The 14,065-nt window shown below is 39.3% G+C and carries 11 protein-coding genes; 9 read left to right on the top strand and 2 right to left on the bottom strand.

The features are described 5' to 3' along the window. The first annotated feature begins 182 nt into the window (after positions 1–182). Together F927_RS01730 and F927_RS01725 are read left to right on the top strand one after the other, a co-directional pair. Positions 183–2,963, top strand: a complete 2,781-nt coding sequence (locus F927_RS01730; protein ID WP_005080931.1) for a nitrate reductase — start codon at positions 183–185, stop codon at positions 2,961–2,963. Continuing rightward, positions 2,960–3,589 carry an NTP transferase domain-containing protein gene (locus F927_RS01725; protein ID WP_005080929.1) on the top strand — a complete coding sequence of 210 codons (630 nt, stop codon included), beginning with the start codon at positions 2,960–2,962 and terminating at the stop codon, positions 3,587–3,589. Before F927_RS01730 ends, F927_RS01725 begins: the two co-directional genes overlap by 4 nt. A gap of 42 nt (positions 3,590–3,631) precedes the next feature. On the opposite strand, the gene dsdA is transcribed toward F927_RS01725, so the two are convergent. Beyond that, on the bottom strand, positions 3,632–4,963 hold the full coding sequence (gene dsdA / locus F927_RS01720) for a D-serine ammonia-lyase (RefSeq protein ID WP_005080927.1): 1,332 nt from the start codon (positions 4,961–4,963) through the stop codon (positions 3,632–3,634). 407 nt (positions 4,964–5,370) lie between these two features. On the opposite strand from dsdA, the gene F927_RS01715 reads away from it, so the two are divergent. The 7 genes from F927_RS01715 to F927_RS01685 all read left to right on the top strand — a co-directional run bounded on the left by F927_RS01715 (position 5,371) and on the right by F927_RS01685 (position 12,568). Further along, positions 5,371–7,653, top strand: coding sequence for a molybdopterin-dependent oxidoreductase (locus tag F927_RS01715; RefSeq protein ID WP_005080925.1), 2,283 nt, complete (start codon positions 5,371–5,373; stop codon positions 7,651–7,653). Positions 7,654–7,925: 272 nt separating this feature from the next. Beyond that, a complete protein-coding gene (gene moaA, locus F927_RS01710) occupies positions 7,926–8,963 on the top strand; it encodes a GTP 3',8-cyclase MoaA (protein ID WP_370736362.1) in 1,038 nt (345 codons plus the stop codon). Positions 8,964–8,984: 21 nt separating this feature from the next. Next, positions 8,985–9,236: a MoaD/ThiS family protein gene (locus F927_RS01705; protein WP_004638937.1), complete on the top strand. Its 252-nt coding sequence runs from the start codon at positions 8,985–8,987 to the stop codon at positions 9,234–9,236. A gap of 2 nt (positions 9,237–9,238) precedes the next feature. Continuing rightward, on the top strand, positions 9,239–9,751 hold the full coding sequence (locus F927_RS01700) for a molybdenum cofactor biosynthesis protein MoaE (RefSeq protein ID WP_005080921.1): 513 nt from the start codon (positions 9,239–9,241) through the stop codon (positions 9,749–9,751). 17 nt (positions 9,752–9,768) lie between these two features. Further along, positions 9,769–10,692 (top strand): bifunctional molybdenum cofactor biosynthesis protein MoaC/MoaB, encoded by a 924-nt coding sequence (moaCB, locus tag F927_RS01695; RefSeq protein WP_004638941.1) that lies wholly within the window; start codon positions 9,769–9,771, stop codon positions 10,690–10,692. Continuing rightward, positions 10,692–11,927 carry a molybdopterin molybdotransferase MoeA gene (locus tag F927_RS01690; RefSeq protein ID WP_005080918.1) on the top strand — a complete coding sequence of 412 codons (1,236 nt, stop codon included), beginning with the start codon at positions 10,692–10,694 and terminating at the stop codon, positions 11,925–11,927. The genes moaCB and F927_RS01690 overlap by 1 nt, the downstream gene beginning before the upstream one ends. 158 nt (positions 11,928–12,085) lie before the next feature. After that, on the top strand, positions 12,086–12,568 hold the full coding sequence (locus F927_RS01685) for a winged helix-turn-helix transcriptional regulator (protein WP_005080915.1): 483 nt from the start codon (positions 12,086–12,088) through the stop codon (positions 12,566–12,568). Between the two features lies 1 nt (position 12,569). Here F927_RS01685 and F927_RS01680 read toward each other — a convergent pair whose 3' ends face one another. Next, positions 12,570–13,967, bottom strand: a complete 1,398-nt coding sequence (locus F927_RS01680; protein ID WP_005080913.1) for an aminotransferase-like domain-containing protein — start codon at positions 13,965–13,967, stop codon at positions 12,570–12,572. Between the last annotated feature and the right edge of the window lie 98 nt (positions 13,968–14,065).

Raw genomic sequence — 14,065 nt, 5'->3', positions numbered from 1 at the left:
TGACGGTACGTCCTTGCTACCGCAGCCCAACAAGGCGGCATCCATGCCGCCTGTCACGGTAATGTTTGAGGAGAAAATTCCAGTATTAGAATGGTGATCTAAGCTAAAACTGGGGAAGAACTCAGAATGATTTTTTAGTTAAGTGTAGAGTTCAGCGGATTAACTAGGTAAAAGGGGCAGTCATGAACAGTTTTCAAAATTTAGAACACAGTCGCTCCGATAAAGCAGAAACAATTATTACAAAAACAACGTGTCCCTATTGTGGGGTTGGGTGTGGTGTTGATGTCACGGTAAATCACAAAGCACAAGGAACAACGGTTCAGGTTGCTGGTGATTTGGAACATCCATCTAATTTTGGACGCCTTTGTATTAAAGGCAGTAATTTGGCGGATACTCTAGGATTAGAGACTCGCGTTTTGCATCCGATGTTTGGTCGTAAGAATCATCGTAAAGTAACGACATGGGATGCAGCCATAGAAAAAATCGCAGATCAATTCCAAGCGTGTATCGATCAACACGGTCGTGACAGTGTGGCATTTTATGTATCAGGGCAGCTATTGACTGAGGATTATTACGTCGTCAATAAGTTTGTGAAAGGCTATTTAGGTACAGCCAATATCGACACCAATTCACGTCTGTGCATGTCTTCAGCAGTTGCCGCGCATAAGCGTGCTTTTGGTGAGGATATCGTGCCAGCAAGTTACGAAGACTTTGAATTTACCGATATGGTGGTGTTGGTGGGTTCTAATACTGCATGGTGTCATCCTGTACTGTACCAACGCATCATGCAGGCGAAAAGTAAAAATCCAGATTTATTCGTTGTTGTGGTTGATCCCCGTTTTACCAGTACCTGTGAACAAGCAGATTTGCACCTTCCAATTTTACCTGGACAAGATGTCGCATTGTTCAATGGTCTATTGCAGTATTTATATAAGAATAACTTTATTGATCAACATTTTGTCGATACACATACAGAAGGTTTAGACACTTTACTAGAATCTAGTCAGACTGAAGCTGATTTTGACTCAGTCGTGAAACGTACGGGAATTTCAGCAGAAAAGCTAAAATTCTTCTTCGAAAAATTTGCAACAACTGAAAAAGTTGTGAGCTTATTTTCAATGGGTGTGAATCAATCTTCTCAAGGGGTGAATAAAGCCAATAGCATTATCAATTGCCATCTTTTGACAGGGAAAATTGGTAAGTTAGGTGCTGCGCCATTCTCAATGACAGGTCAACCGAATGCCATGGGTGGCCGTGAAGTAGGTGGTTTAGCCAATATGTTGGCAGCACATATGGACATCGATAATCCATCACACCAAACACTTGTACAAAACTTTTGGAACAGTCCTGTGATTGCCAATCAAGCGGGACTCAAAGCAGTTGACTTATTCCAAGCTGTAGAGTCTGGGAAAATTAAAGCCATATGGATTATGGCAACCAATCCTGTGGTGAGTTTACCTGATGCGGATCAAGTAAAACGCGCATTGAACAAATGTGAGTTTGTCGTGGTTTCAGATATTTGTGCTGATACAGATACCACAGCTTATGCGGATGTATTGCTTCCTGCGTTAGGTTGGGGTGAAAAAGATGGAACTGTGACCAACTCAGAGCGCCGTATTTCACGTCAAAGAGCTTTTTTACCTGCTCCAAAGCAAGCAAAAGCAGACTGGTGGGCCGTTGCTGAGGTTGCGAAAAAATTAGGTTTTTCTGGTTTTGATTTTAACAATGCATGTGACATCTTTAATGAGCACGCAGCCTTATCTGCGCATCAAAATGCAAGTTTGGATCAACGTGATCAAGTTGAAAACTTTCGTTATTTCAACCTAAAAGGACTAATGAATTTGTCTTTGGATGAATATGATCATTTACGTCCGATCCAATGGCCTGTTTGGGAAAAAGGTCAAAGTACTGCGGTTGAGCAGTTATTTGATCAAGGTTTGTTTAGCCATAAAAGCAAAAAAGCAAAACTGATCCCGACAGTGGCAATTGATCCAGTTCATGCAGTTTCTGAAGATTATCCATTGGTGTTGAATACAGGACGTATTCGTGATCAATGGCACACTATGACACGAACAGGTTTATCAGCAAATCTGACCACTCATCGAGCTGAACCTTTCTGTGAAATTCACCCGAATGATGCTTTGAAATTTGGTATTCGTGATAAAGCATTGGCTGAAGTGAAGTCGCAATGGGGCAGTTGTGTTCTGCGTGTCACTTTGGCTCAAGGTGTTCGCCGTGGTCAAATTTTTGCACCGATTCATTGGACTGAGCAAGTTGCCTCTGATGCCCGTGTCGGAAAAGTGGTCAATCCAGTTGTAGATGCAATATCAGGCGAACCTGAGTTTAAACACACACCTGTTGCGATTCAGCCGTTCCATACGACATGGCAAGGTGTTTTGTATGTTCGAGATGGGTTTGAACAACAAATCAAAACCTCATTGCAAACATGTGCATGGTGGGCAAAAGTTAAAATAGCCAAAGCAGTTCGTTTTGAAATTGCAGATCGTCACAACTTTGATCAAACGCAGAAGAATTTAAAAAGTTTCTTGCCTTTTGTAGATGAAACTTATGAATGGTTGAGTATTGAAGATGTTTCAGCGCAAATGAGTCATAGCATCATTCTGAAAGATGGGATTTTGATTGCCAGTCTTTATATTGCGCCATCGGATATGTTGCCTGACCGTGATTGGGTTGCGAGTTTATTCAAACGTGAGCGTTTAAGTGCATTACATCGTAAAGCACTGCTTGCTGGTATGCCGATGTCAGCCGCAAATAATGATGGACCATTGGTTTGTAGCTGCTTTAAAGTAGGTAAAAATAAGATCATTGAAGCGATTAAAACGCAGAATATTACTCATGAAAAACAAGTGACAGCTTGTCTAAAAGCGGGTGGTAATTGTGGTTCTTGTTTACCTGAGATCAGAGGTTTGATTAAAACCTGCCAGTTGGAGGCGGAAGCATGAATACAGATTTTCCCGCTACAGATCTCGTGATCTTGGCGGGAGGACAGGCACGACGAATGAATGGGATGAACAAACTATTGCAACAGTTTGATGATCAGATTCAATTGTCAAAAATTTGTCAACGCTTTAAATCGGAAGTTCAGCAGATATGGGTCAATAGTCATCGTGATAGCTCGATCTATAAAAGCATAGAGCCGACTGTTGAATGTTTTTCTGATGATCAAAACGGCTTTTTAGGGCCGTTGATGGGAATGAAAAGTGCATGGTCGCGTGTACAAGCAGAATATGCATTATTTATTCCTTGTGATGTGACTTATATCCCAAATCAAGTGCTTGCAAAGCTGCATCGTGCCTTAGAGAAAAATCCGCAAGCATCCGTGGCGTATGTAAATATCAATGGCGATGCCTTGTATCCATTTTGCTTGTTAAAAAGAGCGAGTTTATCGATATTAGAACACCAGCTCGCTGCAAATAAATTAAGTTTAAGAGAAACTTTTAGGCAACTACACGCTCAACACGTTGTTTTTCAAAAGCAAAGCCTGTTTTGCCATAGCATCAATTCATTGGATGAGCTTCAACAATACAAGCAGATGAAAGCTTTTAAACAGATGTTTGTTTCAAACTGATCGGTTAAAAAAGCTTTCTTATTTAGATGTTGATATGGATGTTTAGATTATGGATTTTTGCAAATAAATTTCCATTTCTTCGACTGGAACCATACCACCACCAGTTGCCCAAACAATGTGATTAGCATTATTCATTTGTTGTGCAGTCAGTTGATGCATAGCAGCATATTCTTGGTGCTGACTGATTAAGATTGGACCCAACATTCCAGCTAACGCGGATGGTTCCAGTTTTAAATCTTCTGATTGATTGAGTAGCCCCAATAATTTATACATGCTTTGATCATCCAGTGTGTAGAAAGCATCGAGTAGTCTCTGCATCGCTCGACCCACAAATCCAGATGCGCGTCCTACTGCTAAGCCATCTGCTGCGGTAATGTTATCAATGCCTAGGTCTTGTACTGAGATTTGATCATGCAAGCCTGTTGCTACACCTAGCAGCATGCAAGGTGAGTGAGTTGGTTCAGCAAATATACAATGTACGTGATCACCCAAAGCCATTTTTAAACCAAATGCGACACCGCCAGGCCCACCACCAACGCCACATGGTAAATAAACAAATAAAGGATGCTCTTGATCAACCGTAATATTTTGAGATTCTAATTGTGCTTTTAAGCGTTCACCTGCAACGGCATATCCTAAAAATAAAGTTTTTGAATTTTCGTCATCAATAAAAAAGCAATTTGGATTTTTTAATGCTGCTTTACGACCTTCTTCAACTGCAACACCATAATCCTGTGCGTATTCAATAACGGTAACACCATGTGATCTTAATTTATCTTTTTTCCACTGACGTGCGTCTGCCGACATATGCACAGTGACATCAAAGCCAAGTTTGGCACTCATGATACCAATCGAAAGTCCTAAATTTCCTGTAGAGCCAACGGCAATACTGTATTGACTAAAAAAATCTCTAAATTCTGGACGATCTAATTTTGAATAATCATCTTCAACTGTTAATAAGCCTGCTTGAATGGCAAGTTTTTCAGCCTGATAGAGCACCTCGTAAATACCGCCACGTGCTTTGATCGATCCTGAGATTGGCAAATGACTGTCTTTTTTTAGCCATAATTTTCCAGTGATATCTTGTTTGAAATGAGCTTCAAGTGTTTGCTGCATCGTTGGAATAGAAACCAGTTCGGACTCAATGATTCCTTTACTTATCTCAGTTTCAGGAAATACGGACATCAGATAAGGAGCGAAGCGAGCTAAACGATCACGAGCATCATCAATATCTTGTTGAGTCAGTCCTACAAAGGGCAAACCTTGTGCTAAAGAGGTGGTTTGGGGATTCAACCAAATTGTTTCTTTAAGTTGAATCAGATCATCGACAATCGGATGTTGTGCAACAAGGGTTTCAATTTGGTTTGAATTCATTGGGCTGCTCATAAGATCTTTCTATTATGGAGAGGAATAATTGAAGAAATTTCATTCTTTTTAGATATTCATGTATTACAGCGATTAGATCAATAAAAATTATATTTTTATATCAACAACCTTATTCATTTATAAAAACTCTGTATAACTAAATCTTAATTTTATTTCGGATAATTGTACTTGATCTTTATTTAAATAAGTTCTATTTTGGAACTTGTGTGATTTTAAGCCATTGTCCAAATGATTTGTTAAGATTGAACATCATGTTTGGATAAGTAAAAAGTCAGAAAAATAATCGAAATAAGTGCTTGTTGTGCTTTTTCATCATTTGTAGGTTGAACCTTGTTTACTTTTAAAAATCAAAAAGACCTTTAACGGATGAGATTGCAAATCATAGGGAGAATAAAATGCCAATGTCGACTACGATAGCAAGACAGGATGTGACTGCTTGTATTTTATGTTCGAGAAACTGTGGTTTAAGTGTTGAAGTTGAAAACAATCAATTTAAGAAAATTAAAGGTGATGATCAGCATCCGTTTTCACAAGGTTACATTTGTCAAAAAGCAGCACGTTTACAGCATTATCAACAACATGCAGATCGTTTAACTCATCCCTTGAAGCGACAAGCTGATGGTTCATTTCAAGAAATTTCTTGGGATCAAGCGATCCAAGAAATTGCAGATCAATTGGTTAGAATTCGTGATGCACATGGCGGAACAGCATTTGCATCGGTTGGTGGTGGTGGACAAGGCAATCATCTGGGGGCGGCTTATGGTCGCCAACTATTGTATGCAATGAAAAGCTTTTATGCCTATAACTCACTTGCTCAAGAGAAAACTGGTGATTTCTGGGTAAATGGACGTTTGTTTGGCAGTCAAGCCTGTCACACAACTGAAGATGTGGAACATGCGGATTATGTTTTATTTATTGGAACCAATCCGTTTCAAGCACATGGTATTCCAAATGCTCGTGATACTTTAAAACATATCAAGAAAGATCCAAACCGAACAATGGTGGTTTTTGATCCGCGTGTTACTGAAACGGCTAAGCAAGCTGATATCCATGTGCAATTAAAACCTGGTACAGATTCCTATTTGATGTCTGCAATGATTGCGATCATGTTGCGCGAAGATTTGTATGATCAAGCATTTATTCAAAAACATACGCATGGGTTTGAGCGAGTTAAACAAGCATTTTCTACAATACCAATTGAAGAATATATTGAGAAGGCAGATGTCTCTGTAGAGCTGATTTATCAAATTGTACGGGATTTTGCCAAAGCTAAGCGTGGTTGTGTTCGGATTGATTTAGGTATTCAGCATACTTTAAACACCACCTTAAACGGATATTTGGAAAAACTACTTTATTTGCTTGCAGGACATTTTGGTAAACAGGGAACGAATAACTTACACACCATGTTTATTCCGATCTTGACCAATACTGATGAGCGTAATCCTAAATATCGTCGTACGGTTCATCATAAGATGTTCCCAATATCAGGTTTTTTCCCACCAAATATTTTGCCTGACGAAATTCTAAAAGCAGGCGAGAAGCGAGTACGTGCAGTCTTTGTAGATAGTTGCAATCCATTGCTCACCTATCCAGATACCGCAGCTTATGAACAGGCATTCCAGTCATTGGAATTGTTAGTTGTGGTTGATGTTGCGATGACAGAAACAGCACGATTAGCCCATTATGTATTGCCAGCGCATAGTCAATTTGAAAAGTGGGAATTTACGGGCTTTAATTTAGAATTCCCACAAAATGGTTTCCATTTACGTCATCCGCTTTTTAAAGCTCAAGCCAATACACTGCCTGAAGCGGAAATCTATACTCGCTTACTTGAAGCAATGGGTGTCATTCCCAAACTGTTTCCTTTACTGAATAAGATCGCGCAAAAGGATTCTCCGAAGACAGCTTATCTAGGTTATTTTGCTGCACTTGCTGCTAGTTTTGTGAGAAATAAAAAGTTAGTCCCATTTGCGGCATCTATTGTTTATCGAACACTTGGGCAGACATTACCCAATGATGCTGCATCAACGGCTTTATTATTGCCTTTGTGTATGCAGTATTCTGCACAACACTATAAAGCTGTCAAACAAGCGGGTTATAAAGGGAATCGTTTAACATTAGGCGTAAACTTATTCCAAGCGATATTACAAAAACGTTCTGGCGTTATTCTCTCTAAACATAACTATGATGATGTCTGGGATTTGGTTGCTTATAAAGATAAAAAGATTCATTTAGCAATCCCTGAAATGTTGATTGAATTAGCACAACTGAATCAACAAACTCAAGGCACAAGTGAACAGTTTCCATTTATCTTATTGGCGGGTGAACGCCGTAGCTATAATGCAAACCAAATCTACCGTGATCCGGCATGGCGTAAGGTTGATGCAGAAGGTCGACTGAGAATGAATCCTGAAGATGCAATTCATTTTGGCGTAGATACAGGTCACTCATTACAGTGTATTTCAGAACATGGTCGGATCACAGTGGTTGTCGAGATTGATGAGGGAATGCGAAAAGGGGTCGTTTCGCTGCCGCATGGTTATGGTTTACGTTATAGCGGAGGTCAGGCGATTGGACCTGAATTAAACCGATTAACTTCGTTAAAGCATTGCGATCCTTTGTCGAAAACCCCATATCATAAATATGTGCCTGTACGACTAGAGAAACCTGCGGCATAGTGGATGGATTGAGTTGATTTGCACTATTTTATTGCGTTTAAATTGATATGTGTTTTGAAATAGTGCAATCTCGTTTAACGATAATCTCCTATAAATCATCAGATTTTGTTCTAGGATTAAAATGATAAGTTCATTCAACCAAAGATAGAGCATATAGTTGAATGAGTTTTAGGAATTGGAATAATAATTGCTTAGGTAAAATTCTCATATGTTCAAGAAAATAGATAAGCACATAACTTGTGCTGAACATGATGGGAAAATTCACAATATGAGTGCATATGATGAAGTATGAAATACCTGAAACGAATTTACCGATCTTGCAAGATCAGTATGCTCGTATTAAGCGTAAGTTACGTATTTCGGTGACGGATCGTTGCAATTTTAAATGTGTGTATTGTATGCCCGAGCATCCAGAGTGGATGAAAAAGCAAGATTTATTGAGCTTTGAAGCATTATTTTTATTTTGCCAGTACATGGTCAGTCAAGGAATTGAAAACATCCGTATCACGGGTGGTGAACCACTCATGCGACAGGGAGTGGTTCATTTTATTGCTGATTTACAAGCTTTACGTGCAGAAGGGCTAAAACGTATCTCGATTACCACCAATGCTCACTATCTCACCAAATATGCACAACAATTGAAAAATGCGGGATTAGATGATTTAAATATCAGTCTTGATAGCTTAGATCCAGCCCAATTTAAGTCGCTGACTAAAAAAGAGTTAGCACCTGTTTTGGCAGGTATAGAAGCGGCTAAGCAAGCCCAACTGCCATTTAAAATAAACTGTGTGTTAATGAAAGGCCAAAATGATGATCAAATTGTACCGATGGTCAAATGGGCTAAACAGCAAGACATTCCACTACGATTTATTGAGTTTATGCCATTGGATGGTGATCAGCACTGGTCACAACAGGCAGTGGTGAGCGAAGCAGAAATTTTGGAACAGCTTAAAGCACATTATGAAATTCAGCTAATTCCGCAGCAACATGAGCCAGCCAGACAATACCAATTGGATGGAAATTATCGCATTGGTATCATTTCTACGATTACTCACTCTTTTTGTGGGGAATGCGATCGAATTCGTTTAACTGCACAAGGTGAACTATTCAATTGTTTATTTGCTCAACAAGGTTTGAATATCAAAAACGATTTGTTGAACACGATTAAACAACATATTGGTTTATCTGAACTGTCATATCAAATGTTAGATCAAAAAATTAAACCTTATATCTGGCATAAGGCCAAAGGTTATCACGCGATACAAAACCAACAAGTACGTAAAATTAGTATGCACATGCTTGGAGGTTAGATTGAAAAATATGGAGAGGGTATGCAAACCATAGAAATTAAAATAGAAGCTTTTGGAGAGATAGAAAGATTACTACCCAAACCACTTCAATTTGAGTTTGCTAAAGAAAGTTTAATTTTAGATGTTTTAAATCATATTGTAGATCGTTATCCGGATGCTACAAAGGCGATGGATAAATGTGCTTGCGCGATAGGTGAAGATATTGTGACACGTCAGACCGTACTAAATTCATCATGCACAGTGGTGCTTTTGTCACCAGTTGCGGGAGGTTAGAAATGCGTGAGTTTTCAAGAGTTCAAGATCAAGCATTAAGTTTAGATATTTTTGATCCTATTCAGTCATTTCCTGAATGTGGCGGGATTGATGTTTTCATTGGAACAGTACGAAACCATCATAAAGGAAAAGCAGTAAAAGCACTTAAATATACCTCTTATACGCCTGTCGCTGAAAAAATGATTCGTGAAATCGAACAGGAAATTAAAGATAAATATCAGGTTTCTTATGTGCGCGTGATGCATCGTATTGGCTATTTAGATGTGAGTGATACTGCGATTATCGCGATTGCTTATGCTGCGCATCGCCGTGAAGCATTTCAAGCTTGTGAAGAGGCTGTTGAACGAGTCAAGCATGAGGTTCCAATTTGGAAAGAGGAATTTTTCACAGATGGAACAAGTCATTACGTTGAAGGCTGTTGTATTCGTAAAGATAGCCCTGATACGACTACTCCAGAAAAACATAGACATGAACATAACCATCAACATTGCGCACATGAGCATACACACGAATAAGGTTTTAGGAAGTTAAGATGAAAAATGTAGGGATGAAACCTGAAAGTTATCGTGTTGCAGAAGCACAAGCGATTTTACATGCACCACCACATTGTATTCAGTTACTTCGAGATGGAAACACAGAAAAAGGTGATGCTTTAAAAACTGCACGGATTGCGGGTATTTTAGCAGCAAAACGTACCGATGAGCTGATTCCATTATGCCATCCCTTACCGATCTATCGTGCAGATGTAGAATATGATTTACACGAAGATCATGTTGTGATTTTAACGACGGTTGAGACGATTGGACCAACTGGCGTTGAAATGGAAGCTTTAACTGCTGCAAGTTTAGCAGGCTTAACGATTTACGATATGTTAAAGCCACATTGTGAACCAGATGAGCTATGTTTAGATCAATGTAAATTGCTTAAGAAAAAGGGCGGTAAGTCTCATTTTAAACGTACCTTACGTCAACCTGTTTCTGCTGCAGTGATTGTTCTCTCAGATACTGTGGCAGCTGGTCGAAAACCTGATACGGCAGGAAAGTCAGTTGTTGATACTTTGACAGAAGCTGGTTTTGATCCAATTCATTATCAAATTCTGCCTGATGAATCTGATCAGTTAAAGGATCTAGTGCTAGAGTTAACCAAATCTTATGCGTGCATTATGACTGTTGGTGGTACAGGAATCGGGAAGCGTGACATTACTGTCGACACGTTGGAGCCGCTATTAGAACGTAAATTAGATGGATTGATGGAAGCTTCTCGAGCATTTGGTCAAAGACGTACACCTTATGCAGCGATGTCTCGTGGTGTGGCAGGCTTTATTGATCGTTCATTGGTTGTGACTTTGCCGGGTAGCCGTGGTGGTGCAACTGAATCAATGGCTGCAATACTGCCTGCTTTGGTGCATATCTTTGATGTATGCCGTGATCTGCCTCATCCGGGAGGCTATGAATAATGTCTGGATGCGGGGCTGAAAAAGGTTTAATCAGTATTGATGAAGCATTAGCTTTGATTCAAACCCAACCTAAAACTCTAACAGCAGAGACGCTGGCTTTAGCAGACAGTTTAAATCGTTATCTGGCAAAGGCGGTGTATTCTGAGGTTAACTTACCGAGCTTCTCTCAAAGTGCAGTTGATGGTTATGCAATTAACTGCTCGCTTGATGATCTTCAAAATGCTAGCTTCAAGCTGAATGGGGAAATCAAAGCAGGTACTGTTTCCGAGTTACCTTTGCAGCAAAACCACGCGATTCGGATTTTTACAGGTGGGAAAATACCTGAGGGAACGACCCATGTCGCTCGCCAAGAAATCGTGATCCTTGAAAGCGCTGATCAAATTCGCTTAAGTGAGCACATTAAACCACAAGCTGATATTCGATTTACGGGTGAGGAAGTCCAACAAGGACAACAATTGGCAGATGTTGGACAAAAAATCAATATTGGTACACTCGCTGCTTTGAGTATGGCAGGAGTACAAAGTTTAGACGTCTTCTGCAAGCCAAAAGTCGCTGTGGTGATTACGGGGGATGAGGTTGCTAAAACGCCTGAGGATTTGCAAAGTGGCAAAGTTTTTGATGCGAATGGCCCACTTCTAAAGGCTTGGTTCAAAGATTATGGGCAGGATGTTGAAATCATACATATTGCCGATACTGCAGAGCAAGTAAGTGCATGTTTTGAGCAACTTAAACAAAAATATGATGTAATCATTACGACAGGAGGTGTTTCTGTTGGTGATTATGACTTTGTTCGTCCTTGTGCTTTTGAGACAGGATTTCAACAGGTTTTTTGGAAAGTGAAGCAAAAACCGGGTAAACCACTTTTTTTTGCTGAATATATCCAAGCTGATGGTCTTCATCATTGTTACTTATTAGGATTGCCGGGAAATCCTGCGGCTGTTTATGTTGCTATGCAGATTTATGGAAAAGCGTTGCTTGATGCCCTGCAAAGCCAAACACAAACCTTACAGTGGTTTAGTGCAACGCTGACCCATGCACTAAAACCAGATGCGCGTGAGCGTTTCTTGAGAATGCATGCTTATTTTGAAAATGGGCAGCTTAAACTTCAAAGTTTGGCCAAACAACAATCTCATATGCTCAGTAACCTTATGCAAGCGAATTGTCTGGTGCGCGTCCCATCCAATATTCAACTAGAAGCAGGTCAACAGTTGTCAGGTTTATTTATTCAAAATTAAATTTTGAATAAATTAAAATTATCCTGAGTTTTACCAAGTTCCGATATTGCACTGATGTGAAAGGTGATTTAGTGTATATTCTATATCTTGCTTATTTTGTAAGCATAACGGTTCAAGGTATCGCTGCGATATCTGTTTAAAAAGATTGGGTGATAATAATGAAATGGGAAGAAATTGGTGACCAGCCATGTTCTGTGGCTAGAACACTTTCGATTCTTGGAGATCGTTGGACGATGCTTATTTTGCGTAATGCTTTTATGGGCGTCCGTCGTTTTGATGATTTCCAACGTAGTCTGGGTTTAACCAGACATGTTCTCTCCGAACGACTGAAGCGTTTGGTTGAGCATGATATTCTTGTTAAAGTTCCATACGTAGAACGACAGGAGCGTTTTGAGTATAAATTGACCGAGAAGGGGTTGGATTTATATCCTATTATTCTTTCAATGACCCAATGGGCAGATAAGTGGATGGATATGGGTTTAGGTAAACCAATTGAATTTACACATAAAACCTGTGGAAATAAAATGACCCCTAAAATGGTTTGTTCAGAATGTAATGAACCGATCAAGGCAAAAGAAGTACGTGCAAGTGCTGGTCCTGGCTATTTTGCTTATATCGAACAAAAACAAAAAAGTGCATGATTTAGTTTTTTTGTAGTTCTATTTCCTGTTGAATCGCGTGAGATAGAACCTCAAAAACTTTTTGCTCGGAACATTGAGCGACATTAAAGCGGATAAAGTTTTTATAATTTTGACTTTGGCTAAACGCATTTCCCGGCGCTAAAATGACATTATTTTCGAGACACGTTTGGGCGATACGTGCAGTATCTAAATTCTTAGCTAATTCACACCATAAGAAAATACCTGCTTGAGGCTTTATCCAAGGTCTGATCTTCAACTTTTCTAATTGTTTAATCGTAAAGTCCATTGATTTTGCTAAACGTATTTTTAATTCATCTAAATGTTTGCGGTAAGTTCCGTCGGTTAAAGCAGCGTATAAGATTTCCGCGGATAGATGGCTACCACCAAAACCAGTCGCAATTTTTATATCTGTGAGATCTTCTATCCATTGAGATTTTGTTGCGATATAGCCTGTACGTACAGAACCTGACAACGTTTTAGAAAAACTACCAATGTGAATCACCTTTGAAAGGCCATCTAGTGCTGCCAGCCTAGGTGCTGGATCTAATTCTAAATCTGCAAAAATATCATCTTCGATTACAATCAGGTTGGATTGTTCAACCAATTTCAATAATTGATAGGCTGTTGATGCTGTTAGTCTTGCACCTGTAGGGTTATGAATACCAGAATTGGTTATATATAACCGTGGATTATGTTGTGTGATTGCTTGTGAAAAAGCATTTAAATCTGGACCCGTAGGTGTATAAGGAATGCCAATAATTCGAATTTGGTGAACCTTGAGTAACGCATGAAAATTAAAATAACAAGGATCATCTACCAGCACGACATCATTTGGCTTTAAAAAATATCGACAAATTAAATCAATAGCTTGTGTACCCGAGTCTGTTAATAAGATTTGGTTAGGTGTTGCTTCGATTCCTTTACCTAGAATTTTACGCGCTAATAGCTCACGTAAGGCAGGAGAACCAAGTGGTGATGAATAATCAGTTAAAATTTTTGATTCAACTTTAGAAATTTTACGAATTGCTTTACGGATGTTTTCATGTGGCATCCAGTCATCAGGTAACCAACCACAGCCGGGCTTAAGCATATCTGGCTTGGCTTCTAAAGACTGTCTTGAAATCCATAAAGGGTCTATGTTCCGATCAATTTTGGGATGAATCTGAGAGATAGATAGAGGCGGAATTGGTCCAGATACAAAAAAACCAGACCCTGTCTTAGACTCGATTAGACCTTGTGATGCAAGGCGCTCATAGGCTTCTACGATCGTAGAGACAGATAAATTGAGTTGCTTGGCCAGAGCTCTGACAGAAGGTAGACGTGAGCCCGCTGAGATTGAACGAGTTTTAATTAGTTCATGGATATGTTGTATAACAAAATCTATTTTTGTGGTTTTCATTGTGATCATCTTAAACTGTATTGTTAATATATACAGTACAGTTATTTGGAATTGTACTGGATTGTGTATGGTGTATCTACCATAACACAGTTTAAATT

It is taken from the genome of Acinetobacter haemolyticus CIP 64.3 = MTCC 9819, from assembly GCF_000369065.1.
Lineage (GTDB): Bacteria > Pseudomonadota > Gammaproteobacteria > Pseudomonadales > Moraxellaceae > Acinetobacter > Acinetobacter haemolyticus.
Note: the sequence above shows the minus strand (reverse complement) of the source record. Positions and strands in the feature narration are given on the sequence as shown.